The organism is Pseudomaricurvus alcaniphilus, from assembly GCF_011440395.1.
In the GTDB taxonomy this organism is placed as follows: domain Bacteria; phylum Pseudomonadota; class Gammaproteobacteria; order Pseudomonadales; family Cellvibrionaceae; genus Pseudomaricurvus; species Pseudomaricurvus alcaniphilus.
Genome location: NZ_JAAOIX010000001.1, coordinates 714818 through 737951, shown reverse-complemented (window position 1 = coordinate 737951; position 23134 = coordinate 714818). Strand labels below are relative to the sequence as shown.

The window sequence follows — 23134 nt, the reverse complement described above, 5'->3', positions numbered from 1 at the left end:
TAACCTGACTCGCAGTTCAGTGGACGCCAGCTAAAAAAGGCGGAATAGGATGACAGGAAACACGTATGGCTGATTTTGATGTATTTAATGGTGATGCCGATGGCATCTGTGCGCTGCTGCAATTGCGCAATGCCGACCCCAGGGAAAGCAAGCTGATAACCGGCGTCAAGCGGGATATCTCCCTGCTCAAGCAAGTCAGTGCCGGGCAGGGCGATCGCGTTACCGTACTGGATATCTCCATGGAGAAAAACCAGGCTGCCCTGGCAGCGACCCTGGAGCAGGGGGCGGAGGTCTTCTATGTGGACCATCATATGCCCGGTGACATACCGGTACACGCCAACCTGCAGGCCATTATTGATGAATCGCCGCAAACCTGCACCAGCCTGCTGGTCAACAAACACCTGGACAATGCCTTTGGCCTGTGGGCAGTGACCGGCGCTTTCGGTGACAACCTGCGCCAGAGTGCACTGGATTTGGCGACTGAACTGGAGGTTGCCGAAGACCTGTTGGTGAAGCTGGAAAACCTGGGTATCTATATCAATTACAACGGTTATGGCAGTGAGTTGCAGGATCTGCACTTTCACCCGCAGGAGCTGTTTACCCTGCTGCGCCCCTACGCCAATCCGCTGGACTTTATGAAGGATGGCAAGGAGACGTTCGAGCGGCTGGAAACCGGCTATCACGAGGATATGGGCAAGGCGGCAGCCATGCGGCCGGAAACCGCAACCGCCAAAACCGCGGTGTTTATGCTGCCCAACGAGCCCTGGTGTCGGCGGGTCAGCGGTGTGTTTGGCAACGCCTTGACCAACGATTTTCCCGAGCGGGCGCACGCCATCATCACGGAAAACAAGGATGGCACTTTTGTGGTCAGCGTGCGGGCAGCACTGAGCAATCGCACCGGCGCCGGCGAGCTGTGCAAGCAGTTTCCCAGCGGCGGTGGACGGGCGGCGGCGGCGGGCATCAACCAGTTGCCCGGCGATCAGATCAGCGCCTTTGTGGATGCCTTTACCAGCTATTATAAGTAGTCGCCTGGTTTCAGCTGGGGAAAGGGCACCTGTAATTTACCGGTGTTTGGGCCAATTTCAGCGAATAAGTTGATTTTGGCCGCAGAGTGTCCGAAGCTCGCTAAAACTTCAAACGTTAGCGAGATTTATGTACGACGAAATTATCAAGCATAAAAACCACCTGCAAGACCAGCTCTGGGTGCAGGACCTGGCCGGTTATTCCCGCGGCCGTCGTTTCCTTATTCATACGCTGCGACTGTTGTATGTGGTGGTGCGGGAGTTGAGCGTTGGGCAGCTAACCCTGCGCGCCATGAGCCTCGTCTACACCACCCTGATCTCTCTGGTGCCGCTGCTGGCGGTGAGCTTTTCGGTGCTGAAAGCCTTTAAGGTGCAGGACCGGGTCGAACCGTTCCTGTTTGAATTTCTCACCCCGTTGGGGGAAAAGGGTGAGGAGATTGGCACCACGATTATCAGCTTTATCGACAATATGAACGTCGGGGTGCTGGGCGCTGTCGGCCTGAGTGTCCTCTTCTATACCGTTATCTCCCTGATTCAAAAGATCGAACAAACCTTCAACTATATCTGGCATATCGGCGATGTCAGGAGCTTTGTGCGGCGCATTGCTGATTACCTGAGCGTGTTGATGATCGGCCCGGTGCTGGTGGTGAGTGCCCTGGCGGTAACGGCTTCGATGGTCAGTTCGACCTTCGTTCAATACCTTATTGCCATAGACCCCTTTGGGGCCCTGTTCTATTACGCCGGCTTGACCGTTCCCTACTTGCTGATCATCACAGCGTTTACCTTTATGTACATGTTTATCCCGAATACCAGCGTGAAAGTGGGGCCGGCACTGACCGGCGCCACGGTGGCAGGTATCCTCTGGAAAACCGCCGGTATGCTGTTCGCCTCTTTTACTGCCGGCTCCACCAAATACGATGCCATCTACTCGGGTTTTGCCATCCTGATTATGTTTATGATCTGGCTGTACCTCAGTTGGTTGATCTTTCTGCTGGGGTCGCAAATTGCTTTTTTTCGCCAGTACCCCGAGTATGTGCGCCCCTCCCGGGGGGCGATCAAATTGAGCAGTCAGCAAAAGGAAAAGCTGGCGCTGATGGCCATGTACTGGATTGGCAAGCACCATTACCAGGGGCATACCCCCTTGACCCTGGCCGAGTTAAGTGCGCACCTGGGCGTGCCGGCGATTATCCTGGCGGAAGTGTTGGATGTGCTGCAGAAGAATAATTTTATCGTTGAAGTGGTTGATCCCGCCGAAAGCTATCTGCCCGCCAAGGATCTGGATGCTATCCTGCTGCGAGAGTTACTGGCGGTGATACGCAGTGCCGGGGATGACAGTATCGTATTTGGGGTTGGTGCCCATTCCCAGGCGCAGACCGATGATGTGCTCTCGCGCCTGGAGCGGGCCTGCAGTGCAGAGCTGGGTGACCTCACGGTCAGGCAGTGGATACAGTAGCGACGGCAGTGTCGTAGCGGTTGCGGCGCCCGAACTGCCTGTTGACAGCTCGGGCGCGGCGAGGGAGCGGCGTCGGCCTTGCCTTTACTTGCCACCCGCCGCGGTAGTGCTGGTATTACTGGTGACGAATAAACCACAGCAACCGCAGGACAAATCGCTGCACCAGCTCCGGCGCCGCATTGATGTCCATTTTCTCGCCGTTGATGACCACTTCGCCGCTTAAGACCACCTCCCCGTTGATGACTTCACCGGCCACCTTGATCAAGCGCAGGGAGTGGTGTAGCGGCGACAGTTTACGGAAGCCGCCATTCAGCTCCAGACGGCTGGCAGCGCTGTCCGAATCGACGATATGCTGGCCGCGAAAGCGCACTTTACCGCTGCTGCGATAGCTGATGGCACCATCGGCGTCGCGGCTGGCATCGTCCAGTTCCATACTGCCCAACTCCTCCGCAGTGGTGTCGTTACTGAGGGCGTCTGCCGGGTCGACGTCACGCACCAGCCGGACTGCGACATCGGACACGGTCACCAGGCCGCTGCTGCGAAATCCCGCCTCCCGCTGGCCGCTGACATTCTTTTGTACGGTGATAACGCCGCCGTAATTGCCGGTATAGACTTTCATGGTGCCGACGGTCGCCGCCTGTGCGCCGGTGACGAGTCCGACCGCCAGGCCGATAGCTAACAGTAATTTTTGCATAATTTTTCTCCGCTTTGGATTTGTTGTTCTGCAGTTTGAATTTGATCTACGCACAAACTCCTCGTGCATTAACTGATAACGCACGAGCTTTAATCCGGTTGACAGGGGAATGGCTCGGTTGCGGAAATGATTCTCAATAATTGGCGGCAAAAATATTTGACTATTTTTATGGCTAAGCGGTAATTATCTATAGAAATGCACCGGGCATTAGTGGTAGTGTGCGAGCGTGCAAGTTTCGTAACAACGAACAAGCAAAACAATCAAAAAGTTTTCTCAAGGAGTCATTAATGAAGTCCATATTTAAAGCACTGCCCATCGCTGCACTGGTTCTTGTTACTGGCTGCGCCAGTAATTCCCAGTTGGAAGCTATCGAAGCGAAAGCAGATCGCGCCCTGAGTGCTGCTGAGCAAGCCAATGCCGCTGCAGCCAGAGCCCAGAGCTCAGCCGACCGCGCTATGCGTGCCGCTGAGTCAGCGCAAGCTACTGCCAACCAGGCCAACGAGAAAGTGGATCGCGCTTTCAAGAAAGCCATGGAAAAGTAAGTAGAGCTTTTAAGGCTCTAGAGCCGGTGGCCTGCTTGGGTCACCGGCTTTTTTTTGCCTGGAATATCGTCGCTGATCGCTGTGGTGGGGCCCGGTGCGCTGCTTGCGAGCGTCGTTTGAGAACGCTGTTTTGGAGCGTTGATTTAAGGCGGTGTTTGAGGGCGTCGTTTGAGAACGTAGCCTGAGAGCGTCACTTGAGGGTGTTGCTTGCAGGCCTTGGATGTCACTATCGCCCAACAGGAAAACTTATTCTCATTTTTCAATGAGTTGGCCCGCAGAGTGCCAAGTTGCGGGCCAGCGACGCAGCACTGCCTGTGCTGCGTCGCTTCCATTAGCCCTCGTCCAGCACCAGGGTTTTGGTCGGTTGCGGGCGCTGCCCCACCAGTGTGGGTAGGCCTGTTTCGGCGGTCACCACCTGGTCCACCTTGTCCCAGTTAATGGTTGTGTCCGGGTAGTCTTTGGTCGCCTGAACCAGGGCCTTGACCGCGGTATTCAGCTTGCCTTCTTCTATTACCGACATGGTTTCCAGGGCTGGATGAATTTCGAGGTAGAGCTTGCCGTTGTGCCAGCCGGTTTTTACGGTCTGGTTGATAATGGTCACCGGCGTGTTATTGGGCACCGCTTTGGTGAGTTGCTCGATGTCCCGCCCGTACATGCGAATGCAGCCGTGGGTAACCTGCATGCCAATGCCGAATTTCTTGTCCGTGCCGTGAATAAAATAGCTGGGGATGCCCAGGCTCAGCAGATAATTACCCAGCGGGTTATTGGGGCCCGGGGGCACGACTTTGGGCAAAATATCGCCGCGCGCTGCGTGCTCCTTGCGGATTGACTCAGGCGGGTACCAGCTGGGGTCCTTGGCTCGGCCCGTGACTCGGGTGCGGGTAAGAGGCGTGCTCCACTCCCGGCGGCCGACGCTGATGGGATAGACATAAACACTGCGGGCGCCCTCGCTTTTTAGCGTCGGGTAGTGATACAGGCGCATTTCCGCCACGTTGATAACGATGCCCTCGCGGGCGACAGTGGGCAGCAGGGTTTGTAGCGGCAGCAGTACCTCGGTGCCCTCACCGGGAAGCCAGGCGTCTACTTCCGGGTTGGCGGAGCGCAGCACGTTGTAACCCAGGTGATGGCGAGCGGCGACGTCAATCAGGGTGTCCGCTGCCGACAGCCTGGCTGTTTGGTTGGCGCCTACCAGGTCATTGCCCGGGGTGGGAAGCGGGTAGTGGGGCACAAAATCTGCCGGGTCAGCCTTGGCAGCTTCTTCGGCAGATGCCTCAGCTGTGCCTTCGGCAGCATTTTGGGCAGTACCTTTTACAGTGGTTTGGCCAGTGGTGCTTTGGTCTTTGGCAGGAGTCGCAGCTTGGACGACAGCCCCCTGGATAACGGTACCCTGAACAGTATTTGAATGGCTGACGGCAGACAATGCCAGCAGGTGAAGTGTCAGCAGTAGCCTTGGCAGCAGGGAGCAGCGTCGTTGCATGGCGCGTAGTTTTAGCATGGTATGGGTCGGATAGTGATTCAGGGCAGGATGTCGATGGGGGTGCCCAGTTCGACGGCGAGCCAGATTTTATCCATTTCCTGGTTGGTGACTGCGATACATCCGTCAGTCCAGTTGAATTGTTGCACGATAGAAGCGGGCAGGGTGGAGTCGTTGGGGAGACCGTGAATCATAATAAAGCCACCCGGGTCGACATCATTCAAAGCTGCTCGCATGGAGTCTTCAGCATTGGGATAGGATATACGGATGGATTTATAAAACTTGCTGTCGGCATTTTTAAAGTCGAGTACGTAACTGCCTTCCGGCGTGCGCTCATCCCCACTGGCCTGCTTGTGTCCGCGGGGCCTGGGGCCAAGGGCAATATTAAATTTCTGGTATGGAATACCATCCTTGATGAGATAGAGGGCTCGTTCCGACTTTTTTACCAATACACGATCGGCCCGGATCGAGGCGTCAGCCAGGCTGGCAGCGGGTAACAGCAGTATCAGTATCAATAAGGATAAAAATGCTTTCATAGGAGTCAACACACAGACCCCTTAAGCATAAAAGACCTGCGCTTCTATGTCTATAGACGGTGGGGTCTATAGATGGTGGGGTCTATAGATGTAGGGGGCTATTGATGTTCGGGCCCTGCAGCTGGACTCACCGCTAGCGCTCAGTGCTCGTGGCGGGTGACCTTGTCCAGTATGCCCATGGCAAAGGCGGAGAGCACAAAGGTGATGTGAATCACCACGTACCAGAGCAATTTGTCATTGTCGATCTGGGGGGCGTTCATAAAGATCTTCAGCAGGTGGATGGAGGAGATGGCCACGATGGAGGCCGCCACCTTGTTTTTCAGGCTGCCGGTATCCAGCTTGCCGAGCCAGTTGAGCTTGTCGGCGTTGTCATCGAGGTCGAGCTGGGAGACGAAGTTTTCGTAGCCGGAAAACATCACCATAATGATGAGGCCGGCCACCAGGGAGATATCCACCAGCGACAGTACCAGCAACACCAGGTCCATTTCCGAGACGCTGAAGATGTTGGGCAGTACGTGCAGCAACTCGGTAAAAAACTTGATGCCCAGTGCCAGCAGGGCGAGGCTCAGCCCCAGGTAGATCGGGGCCAGCAGCCAGCGGGTGGAATACAGGGCGCGTTCAATGATTTTTTCCAGCATAAATCGAGATCCTTAACGTCATCTCCGCCAGGGCGGAATTTACAGGTGTACCAGGGTGAAGTTACTGGCTAAAACCGGGGTTGCGAGTACAGCTTTCGGTTTTCAGGAGCCGGTCAGTGATTGCAGGAACCGGGGCACCAGTTGACTGGCCGGGCCGTACAGGGCCCGGTCAAAATGGGAACCCCGTGCCGACGGCTCCAGGTTTAATTCCACCGCGGTTGCACCGGCGCCCTTGGCAACCTGGAAAAAGCCCGCGGCGGGGTAGACATTGCCAGAAGTACCGATGGAAATAAACAGGTCGCAGTCGCTGAGGGCCTGCTCAATCTCCTCCATATACAGTGGTATTTCCCCAAACCAGACCACGTGGGGGCGCAGGTTGCCCATTTGCCCGCAACAGCTGCAGGCCTGGTCGCTGGCCACCGGTTGCCGGCAGGGGAACAGTCGACCGCTTTTGCGGCAGCGGATTTTCAACAGTTCGCCGTGCATATGCAACAGGTTTCGGGAGCCGGCGCGCTCGTGCAAGTCGTCAATATTCTGGGTGACCAGGGTGAATCTACCTTTCCAGGTGCGCTCAAACTCGGCCAGGGCCAGGTGTGCCGGATTGGGTTTAATGCCGTTCAACAGCTGGGCGCGGCGTTCATTGTAGAAGCGTTGTACCAGTTGCGGGTTGCGCTCGAAGGCCTCCGGGGTAGCGACGTCTTCCACCCGGTGGTTTTCCCACAAGCCGTCCGCGGCGCGAAAGGTGTTGATACCGCTTTCCGCGGATACGCCGGCGCCGGTCAGGACCACGATGTTGTTGTATCGACTCACTTGGCTATTTGTTCCCACTGTCGGAGTTTAACTGCAGCGCATCAGCATGGCGTAGCCGCCATCGTCGGCCAGTTGCAAGTCGGTGGGCAGGGGGATGCGCACCTTGTGGCCGGAGCCCGGTGCCACCTCGATGGCTTCGCCGCGCTTGTTCTGCATGTGTTCCAGGTTGAACTGCAAATTGCCCCGCGGCGTTACCAGTTCCAGCAGGTTGCCGGTTTCAAAGCGATTCTTGACCTCGATATCCAGCCAGCCGCTGTCGGCATCCCAGCCGCTGGCCTCGCCCACAAACTGCTGGTTATTGCTGGGGTTGCCGTCGGCGTAGTTCTGGTATTCGCTCGGTACGTGGCGACGATAGAAGCCCTCGGTATAGCCGCGATTGGCGAGGTGATCCAGTTCTTGCATCAGGTTCATGTCAAAGGGCTTGCCGCTGCTGGCGTTGTCGATGGCGCGTCGATAAACCTGGGCGGTGCGGCCGACGTAGTAGTGCGATTTGGTGCGGCCCTCGATCTTCAGCGAGTGTATGCCCATGTTGACCAGCCGCTCCACGTGTTGCACTGCGCGCAAATCCTTGGAATTCATAATGTAGGTGCCGTGCTCGTCCTCGTAGGCGGGCATATATTCGCCCGGTCGGCTGCGCTCCTGCAACAGCATGGCGATCTCATCTTTGCCGCCGCTGCTTGCCACCTGCGGGTCGAAGTTGCTGACGGCGGCAACCGGCTCCTGTTGCACCGGTATCAGTTCGCCGGTGTCGCTCTCGGTGGCGGCGTGGGCATTGTATTGCCAGCGGCAGGAGTTGGTGCAGGCTCCCTGGTTGGAATCGCGGTGGGTCATATAGCCCGACAGCAGGCAGCGGCCGGAGTAGGCGATGCAGAGGGCGCCGTGGACGAAGACTTCCAGCTCCATTTCCGGGCAGCGCTGGCGGATCTCCTCGATTTCGTCCAGCGACAGTTCGCGCGACAGGATAACGCGTTCGATCCCCTGGCGGTGCCAGAATTTGACCGTGGCGTAGTTGACGGCATTGGCTTGTACCGACAGGTGTATTGCCATCTCCGGCCAGCGTTCGCGCACCAGCATGATCAGCCCCGGGTCGGACATGATCAGCGCATCGGGCTGCATCTCGATCACCGGCTCCAGGTCGCGCAGATAGGTGCGCACCTTGTCGTTGTGGGGGGACAGGTTGCTGGCCAGGTAAAACTTTTTACCCTGGCCATGGGCTTCCTGCACCGCTGCCGCGAGGTTCTCCAGGCGGTTGAATTCGTTGTTGCGTACCCGCAGGCTGTAGCGCGGTTGGCCAGCGTAGACCGCATCGGCGCCGTAGGCAAACGCGTAGCGCATACTCTTGAGGGTGCCGGCGGGGGACAGGAGTTCTGTTGTCATAGAGTGAGCAATTCCGGGTGCAGCGATTTTAAGTGCCAGCCGCACATGACAGCGGCAAAAAACCGACTAATATTAAAAGCGGCATTTTACAGAATTTTGGCGGTTAGATCAGTTAAAGTGTCGCCGGGTGAGCCAGTATCCTCGTGAGCGGGAAATTAATCGATAATATGTCTCAATTGCAATTCGAAAATCTGAAGCTGAAGAAGACGGTAAAGTCCCTGCTGTGGCGCATCGAAGACAACCAGCGTATTGACCGGCACTTCCAGGGGTTTGAGTTCAAGCTGCTCAATAGCAACCGCCTGACGGACTTACTCCAGCTGCTGTTACTGGAGGCGCGGGGCTATTTTGACCTGGCAGACGTGGGCCTGATTTTGGTGGACCGGGACTTCTCCATCCGCGAACTGCTGAGGAGCCTGGGGCTGGGCAGCTACCAGAATCGTTTGCAGTTGCGCAACAGCGATGATTTCGCGTTCTCGCTTTACTCGGGCAAGTATCGAGTGGTGCTGGGGGAGCAGGATGCACTGGCCACCAGTCGCCTGTTCCCGAACCTGAAAAGCCTGGGTTCGGCCGCTCTGTTGCCGCTGATGCGCAACCAGACACTGATCGGCAGCTTGCATTTTGCCAGCCCGCTGCCGAACCGCTTCACCCCCGATAAAGCCTCGGATTTTATGAATCACCTGGCCTCCATTGCCGCGGTTTGCCTCGACAACTGTCTCGCCCACGAGCATTTACAGCGCCACAGCCGCATGGATATGTTGACCCAGGTGAGCAATCGGCTCAACTTTGAAGAGGAATACGCCAAGGAGCTGGAGCGCAGCGAGCGCAGTGATGACCCGCTCAGTTGCATGTTTGTCGATGTCGACCACTTCAAGAAGATCAACGATACCCATGGCCACCAGGCAGGGGATCGATGCCTGAAAGAGGTGGCCGCTGCTATCCGCCAGGAGTTGCGCAAAACCGACATTCTGGCCCGCTATGGTGGCGAGGAGTTTGTGGTGATTCTGCATCGCTGCGAGCACAGCGAAGCCCTGGTTATCGCCGAGCGGGTGCGGGCGGCGGTGGCCAGCCTGGCCATAAATGTTGATGGCCAGCGCAAGGTGCAACCGACGGTTTCAGTCGGGTTGGCCAGCTGGCAGCCGCGGGGTAAGCGCTCGCCAGACCTGGCGCAGTTGGGGCAGCGGCTGTTGAGTTGTGCCGACGCCGCCATGTACACAGCCAAGCGAGACGGGCGCAACCGGGTGGAGTTCAAGCCGTTTGTGCCGGCGCCTGCGGGCGCAGCCGCCAGCCTGGTGTAGGCCGCAAGCTCTCAGGTCTGTACTCGCCGCTCCTGTCCGTGTCCCCGCCAGGCCCTGCGTGGGGCCTTATGCTTGCCAGCACTCCCCTCTGTCAGCCTTCAGGGCGGCAGCAATTGCAACAGGTAGCGGCGTTGCCAGCGCTTGCCGGTCACCCACAAACCATTGAGTTCCTCATCCCAGGCAATACCGTTGAGCACGTTTTCCCGGTTGTGATTCAGTTCCGCCGCCGCCAGTTCTGCCAGGTCCAGCTCCGCCACCACCTCGCCCGTGGTCGGGTGGATGGCAATAAGCCGGGTTTGCTGCCAGATATTGGCCCAGATCAGGTCACCCTGGACGGTCAGGTCGTTGAGTCGGGCAACCGGCCGGCCCTGTTCCGTCACCGTCAGGCGGCGCCGCACTTCGAAGTTGGCCGGGTCGCGCCAGCTCAGCTCGGCGCTGCCGTTGCTCATCACCAGTTGGCCGTCCAGTTGTGCCAGCCCCCAGCCCTCGCCGCGATAGTTGAGGGTGGCTCTATGGGCCAGGGTGATTTTATCAAACAGCAATACCCGGCCGGCTTTCCAGCTCAGGCAGTAGAGATCATCGCGGTGAATGGCAATGCCCTCGGCAAACAGGCGCGCGGGAAACCGGGTGCGGGCGCTGGTGGCGCCGGTCTCGCGCTGGTAGCGGCGGATAAAAGAGCGCCCGTAGAGGCCGCTGCTTTCAATCAGGGCATCGCCATCGACAACCAGTCCCTGGGTAAAACTGCGGGGGTCGTGGGGCAGGGTTTGCAGCAGGCGATAGCTGTATTGCTCGATGGCGGGCCTGGCGCTGGCCGCGGTGGTCCACTGCAGCGCCATTATGAATAGCGCCCATATTAATAGTACTTTTTTCGCCAGTAGTGTTGCAGGCGGCAGTGCTGCTGTGAGGCGCCCGGCCCGTGGGGCAGGGTAAATTCGCGCTGGCTGTGGCCGGGGTGCGGGCGGTGTCATGTTGGCGCTCACAGCCGCCGCCGAATCAGGTTGCGAATCCAGAAGCGGGCCGGGTGCAGGGCGGTCTCCAGGTCGCGCCCCCCCGCACTGGGCTCGGCGCTGATGCGGGCGGCCAGCAGCTCGGCGCACAGGGGGGTGTAAGCCAGCCCGCGGGAGCCGTGGCCGACATTCACATACAGGTTTTCCCACACTGGGCCGCGCAGGGGAATATTGGCGCGGGCATTTTTGCGCAGTAATTGAAACTGCTCCAGGTACTCGGCGAAGCGCGGCACCGGGCCCAGCATCGGCAGGTAATCGGGGGTAGTGCAGCGCAGGGCCGCGCGGCCACCTCGCACGGCCGAGGCCTGCAGTGCCTGGCCCAGCGCGGGTAATTGCCGGGCGAGGGTGGCCAGGTTCTGTTGATGCTCCTCCGGCCGCAGGGCGAGATCCTGGTTGTCCGGGCTAAAGGTCGCGCCGAGGCAGTGCAGCTGTGTCCGCGCCGGGGTCATGTAACCGTCGCCGCAGAGCACGGTTTTGAGATTGGCGGATGCCTCGCTGGCGGCGAGATAGGAGACTTGGCCGCGTATGGGCTTGACCGGTAGCTCGGCAGTTTGGGCAAAGCCCTGGATGGCGTTAGCGGTGCAGAGCACCACCAGGTTGCTTTCCAGGCTGCTTTCGCGGCTGCTTTCCAGGCTGGTCTCCGGGCTCGTTTCCGGGGATGAATTTGCATCCTCCCGGGGAGCGCGGCTCTGGCCCAATTGTATACGCCAGTTGCCGCCCTCGAGCGACTGCAGCGCCAGCACCTCGACACCAGTGCGCACCTCGATATTGGGGTGGCGGGTCAGTTCGTGGCACAGCGCTACCGGGTCGAGCCAGCCGGCATCGGCAAAAAACAGTCCGCTGTGCTCCAGCGGCACGCCACTGGTGGCACTGGCGGCAGTGGCTGACAACGGCGTAAACAGGTCCTGGACGCCGAAGTGCCGGACCAGTTGCGCCTGTAGGCGCTCGCTGTTGTCAGTGTCGGCCAGCTGCAGTACCCCGCAGCGATCGCCAATGGCCGCCGCGCCGCCAGCGCTTGCGGTCCAGAACGGGCGGTAACTGCGCAGGGCGAATTGCAGTGCCAGCAGGTTGAAGTCGGCCAGGGTTTCCGAACGGTGCGACAGCTTGGCGTAGAGTGCCGCCTGGGGGTTGCCCGATCCCTCGCTGGCGAGCCGCGGGTGTCGTTCCAGCAGGGTCACCTGCCAGCCGCGTCGGGCCAGGGCTGCGGCGGTGTGACTGCCGGCCAGGCCGCCACCGACGATCACTGCCTGTCCTGGGGTGGTCGTTGGGGTGGTCGCAAGGTTGGCTGCAGGGTTGGTCGCAGGGCAGGCGGGAGGGTGTTGCTGGCGCTGCTGCGGGGTTTGACTGTGTACCATCCAGGCCAGTGGATAGGGCGAGTTGAAGCTGTTGTGGGGAAACTCGCTCCAGCTCGGCCGGGCAGCGGTTTGCGCCAGGGTGGCGCGCAGCATTTCGCGCTTGCGGCCAAAGCCGGGGACTTTTTCGACCTCAAATCCCTGTTCTTGCAGGCCGCGCCGCACTGCACCAGCGGCGGTAAAAGTGGCCAGGGTGGTGCCCTTCCAGCTCAGTTGCCCGACTAACCGGAACAGTGCCGGCTGCCACATGTCCGGGTTTTTAGCCGGCGCGAAGCCGTCCAGGAACCAGGCGTCCACCGGACGGCGGGGTTGGCAGTAGGCGGGATGGGTAGATTCAAGCAGTTGTTCAAACCCGCTGTGGGCATCGTCAATGATCAGGGTCAGGTTGACCTGGCCGGCGTCGAAGTTGAGCTTGTGAAAGCCGCGATTGAGAACCGCCGGGTAGTGTGCCAACAGCTGCTCGCTGAGCGGTTGCAATTCGGGCCAGAGCCGCAGGGCCTGCTCCAGGTCGGCCCGGGCCAGCGGGTATTTTTCCACCGACAGGAAGTGCAGTCGAGCGTCTGGGGGAGCGCTCTGGCGCCACAGCTGCCAGCAGGCGAGAAAGTTGAGGCCGGTGCCAAAGCCGGTTTCGCCGATAACAAAGGTTGCGCTGCTGGCGAGGCGCTGGAAGCGCTCGGGCAGGTGGTTGTGGGCGAGAAATATAAATCGGCTCTCCGCCAGGCCGTTGTCTCTGGAGAAGTAGACGTCAGCGAAACTGTCGGACAGGGGTTGGCCCTGTTCGTCCCAGCTCAGTTTGGCCCGGGCGGGCAGGCTGCTGTCGCTCATGAGGTGAGGCCGAATTCCTGCAACAGTTGGCTGCACCAGCGGGCGATGCGGTCATCGGTCAGGTCAAACTGGTTTTCATCGTCCACCGCGAGGCCGACAAAATGTTGCTGGTCCGGGGTCAGGGCCTTCGATTGCTCGAATTCGTAACCCTGGTTGGGCCAATAGCCGGCGGCTGTTGCGCCGAGCTTGACCAGCTTGTGGTGCAGATAACCCATGGCGTCCTGGAACCACTCCGGGTAACCGATTTGATCGCCGAGGCCATAAATCGCGACGTGCCGGTGGTGAAAGTCCAGCTCGTCGATTTCATCCCAAATCTCCTCCCAGTCTTCCTGCAGTTCGCCGTAGTCCCAGGTGGGAATACCCATTATCAGAAACTGATAGTACTGGCTGGTGGCCAGCGGCTCATCGTGGATATTGTAAATGTCCACCAGTTCGGGACCGAGCACGGCGCCAATCTTTTCGGCGACCATCTCGGTATAGCAGGTGGAGCTGCCGTAAAACAAACCGATCGGGGCCCTGTTCATTGTGATCTCTCAATAATTGGTTTAAGCATATTTCTTTCTGTTGGCTCTGCGCCGGGCAGGTTTACACCGCGCCGTCAAAGCCCATTTGGCGCCAGGCTTCATAGATGACAACCGCCGCCGCATTGGACAGGTTCATGCTGCGGCTGCCCGGGCGCATGGGGATTCGCAGCACCTGCTCCGGCGGTAACTGCGCCAGCAGCGGCGCCGGCAAGCCCCGGGTCTCCGGCCCGAATACCACGTAATCGCCCGGCCTGAAGCCGGCTTCGCTAAAACGCGCAGTGCCTCTGGTGCTGATGGCGAAGAGCCGCTCGGGTTGGCACTGCTGGATAAATTGCTGCCAGCTGGCGTGCACTTGCATCTCCTGCCACTCTCCGTAGTCGAGTCCGGCCCGGCGCAAGCGCTTGTCGTCCAGGGCGAAGGCGACCGGTTCAATCAGGTGCAAGCGGGCGCCGGTATTGGCGGTCAAGCGAATGATATTACCGGTGTTGGGGGGGATCTCCGGTTCGTACAGAACCACGTTTAATAGTGTCTGCGGCTGGTCAGTTGTCGACTGCGTCATGTGTTCCCGTTCAACCCGGTCTGGAAATGCGCGATTATAAACCAGGGCTGGGCAAATTAGTTCGTTAAACCAGCTAACACCTTGTATTTATTGCCATTGCTGTTGCGCAAGTTGTTTCGCAGGGTCGAGCTGCTGGCACTGCAGCGGGCCGGAATGCACCCCTGGCGGGTGAAAGCGAGGTATAGTGAGGCAGCGCCGGCCGGCGCCAACAGACCAGTGCCCGCGCTTGTTAACCAGTGAGTGTTAACCGGTGAGTGTTAACCAGTGACTGTTAACCAGTAACAGGAGTGAAGGGAGGAGTAGCCGATGCGTCCCAGCCGTATCACCATGAAAGCGACCCATACCCCCGAAGCCATCGCGGAGCGGCTCGATCTCGGCCCCTCGCAGACCTATCTCAAGGACATGGTGTACGGGGCCATTGATGGTACCGTCACCACCTTCGCCATAGTCACCGGTGTCGCTGGTGCCGGCCTAAGCAGCGGGGTGGTGATTGTGCTGGGGCTGGCCAACGTGCTGGCCGACGGCTTCAGTATGGCAGTGAGCAATTACCTGGGCACTCGCTCGGAAAACCAGTATCGCAGCCGTGTGCGCCGGCAGGAGATGGCAGAGGTGGAGACCTATCCGGAGGGTGAGCGGGAAGAGGTGCGGCAATTCTACCAGCGCAAAGGCCTGCAGGGCGACAGCCTGGAGCAGATTGTGGAGGTTATTACGTCGGATAAAAACCTGTGGGTGGATACCATGCTGCAAGAGGAGCACGGCCTGTCGACGGAGGATATCAACCCGCTGATGTCGGCAGCAGTGACTTTTTGTGCGTTTTTATTGGCCGGAATCCTGCCGCTGTTGAGTTTTATTATCAACTGGCTGCTGCCAGGTACTTTTGCGGCGCCGTTCCTGCTGAGTACTGTGGTGACTGTGATTACTTTTGCCGCGGTTGGGGCTATAAAGGGCCGTTACGTCAGCCAAAACCCGCTCTGGTCCGCGCTTGAAACCACCGCGGTCGGCACCATCGCGGCGCTGCTGGCTTATGGCGTCGGCTATTTGCTGCAGGGGTTGGTGGCGCTTTGACGCCAGGCGCGGGGCCGGCAGCGGCCATGATTTTGTCCGCCGCCGGGGGGTTAGTCCGCTACCGGGCTTTCCGTTTCGCGCAGTTCGAAATCGACACCGAGCTCATCGGCAATGGCCTCCAGCTGGTCGGCCAGCAGCTCGATATCCACCGAATCCGGTACCCGCAATAAGCCGTTGGCGGTGAACATGGGGGTGCCGCTCCAGGGCATGCTGGAGCAGCTGGTGTCCAATTCCTCGAGGTTGATGCCGTGGCTGACAAAAGCCTGGGAAATCTCCCGAATTATGCCCGCCCGGTCATTGCCCATCAGGCTGAATTGCATAACTATGGTTCCGGGGCCGTTTTCCGCGCCCGCGGCGGCGGCAGTGGCAACCTGGATGCCGCGCGAACTCTGCAAGTTGCGCAGCGCGGTTTGCAGGGCCTCCAGCTGTTCTTCTGGCACCGATATGTGCAGGATTCCGGCAAACTTGCCCGCCAACTGGCTGAGCCGGCTCTCCAGCCAGTTGCCCTGGTGATCATTGATGGTTTTGGCGAGAGTTTCCACCACGCCGGGCTTGTCGTCGCTGAGAATGCTCAGTACCAGTGATTGGTTCATAGTCGCGGGGCCTTACCAGATTGCTGTATTCGTTATGTGGATTGCTTTGGTTATTGCTAGGGTGGTCATTGTTATTTTGATCATTGCTTTTGTGGTGATTGTTACTGTGATTCCCAGGGTGGGGAATAGTTGCCTTGACTGTTATCCTGATGGCCAGTTTATTATTGCCTTCGGCACCCTGTGGCTGCCAGTATAGGCGCCGCCCTGTGATGATCACAATGGTGAAGATATCAGTTAACTCCCGGGAAGGAAAATATGCAAAATTCTAAAGCACACAAGTCCGCGTCAGGCAGGTATTCTTTTCTCCGCTGTGGATGGGGGGTATTGGGCCTGTTTATGATATCCCTCTCAGCGCTGGCGGGCGCTGCGCCAAATTGTGACCAGCAATTGCTGGCGGCCATCGATAGCCCGCTGCGCTCGCCCCATTTTGCCGCTCGCGACAGCTACCGCCACCCCTGTACAACGCTGGCATTTTTTGGCCTGACGCCCTCCAGCCAGGTGGTGGAAATATGGCCGGGCGGCGGTTGGTACAGTGAAATTCTGGCACCCTACCTGGCACCGGCCGGCAAGTTCTACGCGGCTCACTTTCCAGCGGCGACCGAGGTGCAATATTTCCGCAAGTCGCGGGCCGATTTTGAACAGCGAGTGAGTGCCGAGGCGCAGCTGTTTAACGGCACCCGGATCACCGAGTTTTATCCTCCGAGCGGAGCCGTCGCGGCGCCGGCGGGATCGGCGGATTTTGTGTTGACCTTTCGCAATGTGCACAACTGGATGAAGGCCGGCTTCGCGCCGGCGGCTTTCGAGGATTTCGCGCGCCTGCTCAAGCCCGGTGGCGTGCTGGGGGTGGTGGAGCATCGAGCCAAACCCGGAACCTCGGAACAGCAAATGATCGACTCGGGCTATGTCACCGAGGCGCGGGTGATTGAATTGGCCACTGCCGCCGGCCTTATTCTTGAGGCACGCAGTGAGATCAATGCCAATCCCGCCGACAGCACCGATCACCCGAAAGGGGTGTGGACCTTGCCACCAAGCTTGCGCCTGGGCGATGAGGACCGGGTGAAGTATATGGCAATCGGTGAGAGCGACCGCATGACCCTGAAGTTCAGGAAGCCCGTGTCGGGGAGCGGCTCTTGATCATTCCCCACCAGCAGTTGTCGGCCGCCGCCCTGCAGGGGCTGATCGAAGAGTTTATCACTCGCGAGGGCACCGACTACGGCGATATTGACATGTCGCTGGCGGAAAAAGTGGCGCAAGTGATGGCGCAGGTGCAGCGTGGCGAAGTGGTAGTGGCCTACGACCAGCGCCTGCAAACGGCGACCCTGATGACCCAGGCGGATGCCCGGGCGCTGGAGCGGGAGCAGCGCCAGTCATGAACGCGGCGCCAGAGATTCCCCTGCTGTATAGCGGTCCGCCGCAACCGCAACTGGTGCTCGCCCACGGTGCCGGGGCGCCAATGGACAGCGAATTTATGGAGCGCATGGCAGTCCTGCTGGCAGAGCGGGGCATCGGCGTGGTTCGGTTTGAGTTTCCCTTTATGCGGCGGCGGCGCGAGGAGGGGGGCAAGCGGCCACCGGACCGGCAGCAAGTGTTGCTGGATCACTGGCGCCAGGTAGTGCAGCAAATAGAGGCCCAGCGAGGGGCAGGGCCAGGCCAGCAGCCCCTCTATATTGGCGGTAAATCCCTGGGCGGGCGCATGGCCTCCATGGTGTCCGATGAGCTGGCGGCAGCTGGCCTGGTGTGTCTCGGTTATCCGTTTCACCCGCCGCGCAAACCGGACCGGTTGCGGGTCGAGCATCTCGCCGATTTGGCCACCCCAACCCGCATTTTCCAGGGCACCCGGGACGCCCTTGGGAGCGAGCTGGAAGTGCGGGATTATACGCTGTCAGCGGCCATTGAACTGGTTTGGCTGGCCGACGGCGATCACGACCTGAAGCCGCGGGTGCGATCGGGATTCAGCCAACAGCAACACCTGGCTACTGTGGCAGATCATATTGCCGCATTTATCCAGCGAACATAGCTGTGCCGGCGCGAGATTGGCGGGCGTGGTTAATTTTGCAGCAGGGAAATTTTTTCCTGCTGTTCGAGCAACAGGTTTAACTCGTTCATCATGGCCTTGCGCTCATCAGAGCTGTACCAGGCGAACCAGTCACGCGAGGACTGCCACTTCGAGAGTACGAAACGACGTCGGGAATTGTTGATATCGATAAAGGTCTCACCGTTGATAAAGCCGGGTGCCTGGTAGGCGAGATGCAGGGTGCGCTTGGCGCTCGCTTCGTAGGTGGGCTCCATGTCTTCGGCAATTTGGCGTTCGATTAATACAATGATCATGTGGTGGCTCTGGCCTGAATTTGGTTGAGGCGGTCGATGTTACGCAATTCGCGTACAATCATAAAGTCGCAGCCAGCAACTTTTCGCTGCCGGTGCCGACATGGCCGGCGTCAGTGGACTGTGTCCGACGGTGGCTCGGCGCGACTGATATGCCATTCGGCCAAAGCCATCCAGTCCTTGATCAGGGTGCGCAATACCTGCAGTTGGTCCTGCTCCTGCGCCTTGTTGCGTAAACACTGTTCTCCCAGGCGGGTGAGGGCGTCGACGATTCTGCCGATTGTTTGGGCATTGAGGGTTATGCGAAAATGTTCCCGGGAGTTGCGAGCAGTCAGTTCCTCTGCCGCCAGCTCTGGCAGTTTGGTGCCTTGCAGCTGGTTTTGGATATCCAGTGCCAGGCCAAAATTAGCTTGCCGCAGCAGTTGAAAGGTGAGTTCCAGTGCGCCGCGGCTGAAAACATCCGGGCGAGAACTGAAGCGTGGTCTTTGGTACATTCTGGAATAATCCCGGTTCTGGTTGCCGGTGCTCTGTCACCTGGCGCTTGTAAGTGTAGTAATTCAATACCTAAGTGTAGCAACAGATTTGGTAAATACCCTCTCAGTTTAGTGCCAGGATGTTATGCAGAGCACATTTGACAAAATATTAGACACCAGTGGCCTGCGTTGTCCCGAGCCGGTGATGCTGCTGCACAATGAAATACGCAGATCGAAAGCAGGCGCAACCATCAAGGTAATTGCCACGGATCCATCCACCGAGCGTGACATACCCAGGTTTTGCCAGTTTTTAGGCCATGAGTTGCTGTCGATGTCGCAGCAAGAGGGGCTTTATTGCTACCTTATTCGCAAGGCGTAGCCGCGGTCTGCCGCCAAATTAACGGCGACCGCGTACAGTTGTCGGCACACTGCTTATGGCATTGGCCACCGGTGCCGAGGCTATGGCCTAGACTTCTTCCACCAGGCTGGAAATAGCCGCCAGGGCTTCCGGATCTTCGGCCTTGAGTTTATTGGCAATCTGGTGTTGAAAAAAGTAGCGAAACTCCTGTCGGCTCGGTGCCGGGTACAGGCAGTCATCGCCCGGCAGAACCGGTGTGCTCTTGATTTTCTTGGGGTCGGCCAGCATGCCGCAGAGGGTGCCATCGTAATGCAGGCGCCAACTCACCACTTCGGTCAGGGTGATGGTATGAAAGCCATTGCTGGACAGGACCGCGTGGGTACCGATGGTATCCGGAATTTCCTGCACGACGTCATTGGGGTTCTCGCATTGGAGATCGTAATACTCGGCGGCGGTTTCCAGTTCGACCACTTTGTGAATGGGGCCGTCGAAGAAGATTTCATCGATACCCGGGTCGTAGTAGCCCTCCCACTTGCCGTTCAGCGGGTCCTGGATTTCCGGCGCCGGAACGATATCGTCCAGCCAGGGCACCAGGCCGACAACCTCACCGTTGGCCCTGAGGCCCCAGCAGAGGATTTTCAGGCTGAACAGTTTGTCGGGGTTGGCTTCGTTGGAGTAGAGCATTTCCAAGCCGTCGAGCTCGGGGGAGAGGCGGATGATGCGTTGGTTGTGCAGCTCGGAAAAGGGCTGCCCGGTGAAGAAGTCGATGACGTTAGACGAGTTGTGGCCCGCAGTTGAGGTCTTCATAATACCACCTCCAAGAATGGCCCCGGGTATGGCAGGGTTTGGCAGAATGCCAAGCAGCTGTGTTTACCGATGAGGCGGATGTACTTTTGTACACCTTCACGGCATAAGGTATATCCTGATGTCAAAAAGCACAATACTTTGTGGATTTTTTTTAATAGCGTTTGATTATGAAGAAACCCGAGGGAATGAGACTTGAGTAGTTATTATTTTGCCTACGGCTCCAATATGAATCCCCAGCGCATGCGGGCCAGGCAATTGCAATTCCAGCGGGTTTTGCCCGGTCGCCTGGCCCGAGTGGCGCTGGCGTTTAACAAGCGTGCCTCCGACGCTCCCAATATGTCCTATGCGAATATCGTGCACGCCCCGCAGGGCACCGTGGAAGGTGTGCTCTATGAACTCTCCAGTGCCCGGGAAATCGCTAAAATGGACCCGTTCGAGGGCACGCCCAGGTTTTACAGTCGGGAAATCTACAGTGTGGCGACCGCGGAAGGCGATATCCCGGCCTGGGTGTATGTGGCCAATCGCGCCATGATCGCCGATGATTTGTTGCCCGCGCGCTGGTATGTGGAGCACCTGCTGGCCGGTCGCGAGTTTTTATCAGAGAGTTATTATCAAGATCTCCTGCAGACCCCATGCCGGGAAGAAGTCGAGGCGGCGTGGTGAGCCTGACGGAATCCGAAGCGCCGCCGCGCTGCTTGACACCGGAGCGCCCGCTGCCTGAAGCGATCGCGCCCGAACCGGTCAAGGTGCTGGACGCTGGCGCCATTGAGGCGGCTTTCCAGCAGGTGTTTCTGCAGCGCTACCAGACTGTTTTACAGGGTAATGGTGACGAGCCGTTGTACCTGCCGGCCAGCGGCGACAGCACCTGCCACCGCATTATCTACCGCCACGACTACGCCGCCAGCGCCCTGCACGAAGTGGCGCACTGGTGTGTGGCTGGCGCCCGGCGCCGGCAATTGGAGGATTACGGCTACTGGTATGCGGCCGACGGTCGCAGCAGCACGCAGCAGGCGGAATTTGAGCGAGTGGAAGTCAAGCCGCAGGCCCTTGAGTGGTTGTTCTCCGTTGCGGCCGGGCGGGATTTCAAGGTCAGTGCCGATAACCTGGCGGCGGGATTGGGTCCATCGCTCACTTTCAAGCAGGCGATTTACCAGCAGGTGCTGGCGTTTTGTGGTGCCGGGCTACCGCGGCGAGCGGCCGCGTTTGTGGCGGCGCTGGCGCGCCAATCCGGCGTGGGCGAGCCACTGAACCCGGCTCATTACCGGTTGCACCGGGTATGACGGGCGGCGCTGGCAGTGCTGCGCCGGCCTGTCTGCTGGACGCCTCCATCTTTATATTCCGCTATTACTTTTCCATGCCGGATCACTGGTCCAGTGTCGAGGGGCATGGCACCGGGGCGGTATACGGCTATACGCGGTTTTTGTTGCGCCTGCTGACCGAGCAGCGGCCCCGGCTTATTGCCGCCTGCTTTGATGAGAGTTTGGAGTCCTGCTTTCGCAATGAAATCTACCCCGCCTACAAGAGCAGTCGGGTGCTGCCAGACGAGGCGCTGGCGTTTCAGCTCGCTGCTTGCCAGCAGGTGACCAGGCTGTTGGGCATAGCCAGCTTTGCCAGCGATCGTTACGAGGCGGATGACTTGCTGGGCTCGCTGATGCAGCTGTTGCACCGGGTCGAGCCGGCGACACCGGTGGCGCTGTTGACCCGTGACAAGGACTTGGGCCAGCTGTTGCTGCGGCCACAGGATTGCCTCTGGGATTACGGCACCGCTGGCCGCAATTCCGATAGCCAGCCGCTGTACCGGGAACATATCCACCAGCGTTTTGGTGTCTGGCCGGAACAGCTGGTGGATTACCTGGCACTGGTCGGCGACAGCATCGACGATATCCCGGGGGTGCCGGGGATAGGCGCGAAAACCGCCGGCGCGCTGCTGCAATTTGCCGGCGATATCGAAACCCTGTACCAGCGCCTGGATGAGTTGCCGGCGCAGGGAATACGCGGCGCTAAAAGCCTGGCGACTAAACTGCTGAACTGGCGCGAGCAGGTGGCACTGGCGCAGCGACTGGCGAAAATCGTCACCGATGTGGAATTGCAGGTCGATCCTGCAGAGCTGCGGCGGGGCGGTGCTGAACGGGAGCAGTTCGCCGACTTCTGCCAGCGCATGGGTTTCGGCGGGAGCTTGCTGGCAGGTTTTGATCGGGCCGCGGAGGCTGTATGAACAAATTGAATATTGTCGCTGACGAAAACATTCCCCTGCTGCAAGAGTTCTTCGGCGAGCTCGGCCGTATTCGCACCTATCCCGGTCGCTCAATCTGCGCCGCCCAGGTGCGCGACGCGGATGTATTGTTGGTGCGCTCGGTCACCGCGGTGGGAGCCGAGCTGCTCGACCACAGTGCCGTGCAGTTTGTGGGTACCTGCACCATAGGCACGGATCACCTGGATGTGGACTATCTGCAGCGCCGCGCTATCAGTTGGAGCAGTGCGCCGGGCTGCAACGCCAGGTCGGTGGTCGAATACGTGCTCAGCGCCCTGGCGCGGGTCAAGCCCGACTGGCTCGACGCTGAATTCGGCATTGTCGGTTGCGGTAACGTTGGCGGCTTGTTGTACCGCCAGTTGCGCGCCCTGGGGCTGCCCTGCAAGTGCTATGACCCGCTGCTCACCGGGCAGCAAAACCCCGACCTGGCCAGCCTCGAGCAGGTGCTGGCGGCGCCGGTGATTTGCCTGCACGCGCCGCTGACCACAACCGGGCCCTATCCCAGTTGGCACCTGCTCGATGCCCAGGTTCTGCAGCAGCTGCGACCGGGGACGGTATTGATCAGTGCCGGCCGCGGCGGCGTGATCGATAACCAGGCGTTAAAAAAAGTTTTACAGCGGCGCCGGGATCTTACCGTGGTGCTGGATGTGTGGGAGCCGGAACCGGGCATCGATATCGACCTGTTGCAACTGGTGGATCTCGGTTCACCCCACATTGCGGGCTACAGTTTTGATGGCAAAGTGGCAGGCACCGCCCTGATCTATCAGGCCCTGTGCCGTCACCTGGGGCGCCAGCCGGAAATCACGGTGGAGCAGTTGGCGAACCCGCAGCAGGGTGCATTGGGCGAGATCAAATTGCCCAGCGGTGACCGCCAGGCCCTGCTCAACAGCGCGATTATCGCCGCTTACGATATTTGTGAGGACGACCACAACCTGCGCCAACTGCTGTCCATGACCACCGGGCGGCCGGAATACTTCGATCAGCTGCGCAAAAACTATCGCCAGCGACGGGAATTTAGCCACTACCCCGTCAGTGGTGTGCCGGCCACGACTGAAGGCGCCGCGATCGCCAGGGACCTGGCGTTGCTGGGTTTTCCCGTCGTGGGTTATTTCTAGTGCAACCGCTATAGCGACTCGCGCAACAGAACCATGGTA

General features: G+C 59.2%; 27 protein-coding genes. 13 read left to right on the top strand and 14 right to left on the bottom strand.

The genetic code is table 11. The annotated features are described in order from the left end of the window. The first annotated feature begins 65 nt into the window (after positions 1-65). Both G8764_RS03260 and G8764_RS03255 read left to right on the top strand, forming a co-directional pair. Positions 66-1025 carry a DHH family phosphoesterase gene (locus tag G8764_RS03260; protein WP_166161786.1) on the top strand — a complete coding sequence of 320 codons (960 nt, stop codon included), beginning with the start codon at positions 66-68 and terminating at the stop codon, positions 1023-1025. Positions 1026-1152: 127 nt separating this feature from the next. Continuing rightward, entirely contained in the window at positions 1153-2475 is a 1323-nt protein-coding gene (locus G8764_RS03255) for a YihY/virulence factor BrkB family protein (RefSeq protein WP_166161784.1), read from the top strand. Positions 2476-2590: 115 nt separating this feature from the next. On the opposite strand, the gene G8764_RS03250 is transcribed toward G8764_RS03255, so the two are convergent. After that, complete coding sequence (locus tag G8764_RS03250; protein ID WP_166161782.1) at positions 2591-3169, bottom strand: hypothetical protein; 579 nt, start codon at positions 3167-3169, stop codon at positions 2591-2593. A gap of 287 nt (positions 3170-3456) precedes the next feature. Between G8764_RS03250 and G8764_RS03245 the strand changes: the two genes are divergently transcribed. Then, a complete protein-coding gene (locus G8764_RS03245; RefSeq protein ID WP_166161780.1) occupies positions 3457-3711 on the top strand; it encodes an Lpp/OprI family alanine-zipper lipoprotein in 255 nt (84 codons plus the stop codon). Between the two features lie 331 nt (positions 3712-4042). On the opposite strand, the gene G8764_RS03240 is transcribed toward G8764_RS03245, so the two are convergent. The 5 genes from G8764_RS03240 to trhP all read right to left on the bottom strand — a co-directional run bounded on the left by G8764_RS03240 (position 4043) and on the right by trhP (position 8546). After that, complete coding sequence (locus G8764_RS03240; RefSeq protein WP_166161778.1) at positions 4043-5206, bottom strand: L,D-transpeptidase family protein; 1164 nt, start codon at positions 5204-5206, stop codon at positions 4043-4045. A gap of 20 nt (positions 5207-5226) precedes the next feature. After that, complete coding sequence (locus G8764_RS03235) at positions 5227-5721, bottom strand: L,D-transpeptidase family protein (RefSeq protein WP_166161776.1); 495 nt, start codon at positions 5719-5721, stop codon at positions 5227-5229. Positions 5722-5861: 140 nt separating this feature from the next. Further along, entirely contained in the window at positions 5862-6359 is a 498-nt protein-coding gene (locus G8764_RS03230) for a TIGR00645 family protein (RefSeq protein ID WP_243748537.1), read from the bottom strand. Between the two features lie 102 nt (positions 6360-6461). Continuing rightward, positions 6462-7169, bottom strand: a complete 708-nt coding sequence (cobB, locus tag G8764_RS03225) for a Sir2 family NAD+-dependent deacetylase (RefSeq protein WP_166161774.1) — start codon at positions 7167-7169, stop codon at positions 6462-6464. 27 nt (positions 7170-7196) lie between these two features. After that, entirely contained in the window at positions 7197-8546 is a 1350-nt protein-coding gene (gene trhP / locus G8764_RS03220) for a prephenate-dependent tRNA uridine(34) hydroxylase TrhP (RefSeq protein ID WP_166161772.1), read from the bottom strand. Between the two features lie 167 nt (positions 8547-8713). Between trhP and G8764_RS03215 the strand changes: the two genes are divergently transcribed. Then, positions 8714-9841 (top strand): GGDEF domain-containing protein, encoded by a 1128-nt coding sequence (locus G8764_RS03215; RefSeq protein WP_166161770.1) that lies wholly within the window; start codon positions 8714-8716, stop codon positions 9839-9841. A 98-nt stretch (positions 9842-9939) separates the two neighbouring features. Here the strand turns inward: G8764_RS03215 and G8764_RS03210 are convergent, their stop codons facing one another. From G8764_RS03210 to trmL, 4 genes are all read right to left on the bottom strand, one after another. Beyond that, a complete protein-coding gene (locus G8764_RS03210) occupies positions 9940-10677 on the bottom strand; it encodes a glutaminyl-peptide cyclotransferase (RefSeq protein WP_166161768.1) in 738 nt (245 codons plus the stop codon). Positions 10678-10817: 140 nt separating this feature from the next. After that, positions 10818-13025, bottom strand: coding sequence for an FAD-dependent 5-carboxymethylaminomethyl-2-thiouridine(34) oxidoreductase MnmC1 (mnmC1, locus tag G8764_RS03205; RefSeq protein ID WP_166161765.1), 2208 nt, complete (start codon positions 13023-13025; stop codon positions 10818-10820). Beyond that, complete coding sequence (gene fldB, locus G8764_RS03200; protein ID WP_166161763.1) at positions 13022-13549, bottom strand: flavodoxin FldB; 528 nt, start codon at positions 13547-13549, stop codon at positions 13022-13024. Before fldB ends, mnmC1 begins: the two co-directional genes overlap by 4 nt. A 61-nt stretch (positions 13550-13610) precedes the next feature. Beyond that, entirely contained in the window at positions 13611-14108 is a 498-nt protein-coding gene (gene trmL, locus G8764_RS03195; protein WP_166161761.1) for a tRNA (uridine(34)/cytosine(34)/5-carboxymethylaminomethyluridine(34)-2'-O)-methyltransferase TrmL, read from the bottom strand. Positions 14109-14414: 306 nt separating this feature from the next. Here trmL and G8764_RS03190 point away from each other — a divergent pair, with 306 nt between their 5' ends. Beyond that, the gene (locus G8764_RS03190) at positions 14415-15173 is read left to right on the top strand and encodes a VIT1/CCC1 transporter family protein (RefSeq protein WP_166161759.1); all 759 of its coding nucleotides are present in this window, start codon (positions 14415-14417) and stop codon (positions 15171-15173) included. Positions 15174-15223: 50 nt separating this feature from the next. Here the strand turns inward: G8764_RS03190 and G8764_RS03185 are convergent, their stop codons facing one another. Continuing rightward, complete coding sequence (locus tag G8764_RS03185) at positions 15224-15766, bottom strand: glycine cleavage system transcriptional repressor (RefSeq protein WP_166161757.1); 543 nt, start codon at positions 15764-15766, stop codon at positions 15224-15226. A gap of 336 nt (positions 15767-16102) precedes the next feature. Here G8764_RS03185 and G8764_RS03180 point away from each other — a divergent pair, with 336 nt between their 5' ends. Genes G8764_RS03180 through G8764_RS03170 form a run of 3 tightly spaced genes read left to right on the top strand, consistent with a single transcriptional unit; the run spans position 16103 to position 17783 of the window. Continuing rightward, positions 16103-16900 carry a class I SAM-dependent methyltransferase gene (locus G8764_RS03180; protein ID WP_243748536.1) on the top strand — a complete coding sequence of 266 codons (798 nt, stop codon included), beginning with the start codon at positions 16103-16105 and terminating at the stop codon, positions 16898-16900. Beyond that, positions 16897-17139, top strand: coding sequence for a YheU family protein (locus G8764_RS03175; RefSeq protein WP_166161753.1), 243 nt, complete (start codon positions 16897-16899; stop codon positions 17137-17139). The genes G8764_RS03180 and G8764_RS03175 overlap by 4 nt, the downstream gene beginning before the upstream one ends. Then, a complete protein-coding gene (locus G8764_RS03170; protein WP_166161751.1) occupies positions 17136-17783 on the top strand; it encodes an alpha/beta family hydrolase in 648 nt (215 codons plus the stop codon). The genes G8764_RS03175 and G8764_RS03170 overlap by 4 nt, the downstream gene beginning before the upstream one ends. A 29-nt stretch (positions 17784-17812) precedes the next feature. Here G8764_RS03170 and G8764_RS03165 read toward each other — a convergent pair whose 3' ends face one another. Together G8764_RS03165 and G8764_RS03160 are read right to left on the bottom strand one after the other, a co-directional pair. Further along, positions 17813-18094 carry an antibiotic biosynthesis monooxygenase family protein gene (locus G8764_RS03165; RefSeq protein ID WP_166161749.1) on the bottom strand — a complete coding sequence of 94 codons (282 nt, stop codon included), beginning with the start codon at positions 18092-18094 and terminating at the stop codon, positions 17813-17815. A gap of 110 nt (positions 18095-18204) precedes the next feature. After that, entirely contained in the window at positions 18205-18585 is a 381-nt protein-coding gene (locus tag G8764_RS03160) for a hypothetical protein (RefSeq protein WP_166161747.1), read from the bottom strand. A 124-nt stretch (positions 18586-18709) separates the two neighbouring features. On the opposite strand from G8764_RS03160, the gene tusA reads away from it, so the two are divergent. Beyond that, on the top strand, positions 18710-18943 hold the full coding sequence (gene tusA / locus G8764_RS03155; protein WP_166161744.1) for a sulfurtransferase TusA: 234 nt from the start codon (positions 18710-18712) through the stop codon (positions 18941-18943). Between the two features lie 87 nt (positions 18944-19030). On the opposite strand, the gene G8764_RS03150 is transcribed toward tusA, so the two are convergent. Next, on the bottom strand, positions 19031-19729 hold the full coding sequence (locus G8764_RS03150) for a hypothetical protein (RefSeq protein WP_166161742.1): 699 nt from the start codon (positions 19727-19729) through the stop codon (positions 19031-19033). 192 nt (positions 19730-19921) lie between these two features. Here G8764_RS03150 and G8764_RS03145 point away from each other — a divergent pair, with 192 nt between their 5' ends. From G8764_RS03145 to G8764_RS03130, 4 genes are read left to right on the top strand one after another with little or no spacing between them, the layout of a single operon-like run. Next, the gene (locus tag G8764_RS03145) at positions 19922-20392 is read left to right on the top strand and encodes a gamma-glutamylcyclotransferase family protein (protein WP_207951643.1); all 471 of its coding nucleotides are present in this window, start codon (positions 19922-19924) and stop codon (positions 20390-20392) included. Further along, positions 20362-21009: an elongation factor P hydroxylase gene (locus tag G8764_RS03140; RefSeq protein ID WP_166161740.1), complete on the top strand. Its 648-nt coding sequence runs from the start codon at positions 20362-20364 to the stop codon at positions 21007-21009. Before G8764_RS03145 ends, G8764_RS03140 begins: the two co-directional genes overlap by 31 nt. Continuing rightward, on the top strand, positions 21006-21944 hold the full coding sequence (locus G8764_RS03135) for a 5'-3' exonuclease (protein WP_166161738.1): 939 nt from the start codon (positions 21006-21008) through the stop codon (positions 21942-21944). The genes G8764_RS03140 and G8764_RS03135 overlap by 4 nt, the downstream gene beginning before the upstream one ends. Then, positions 21941-23095, top strand: coding sequence for a 4-phosphoerythronate dehydrogenase (locus tag G8764_RS03130; RefSeq protein ID WP_243748535.1), 1155 nt, complete (start codon positions 21941-21943; stop codon positions 23093-23095). Before G8764_RS03135 ends, G8764_RS03130 begins: the two co-directional genes overlap by 4 nt. Positions 23096-23134 lie beyond the last annotated feature (39 nt).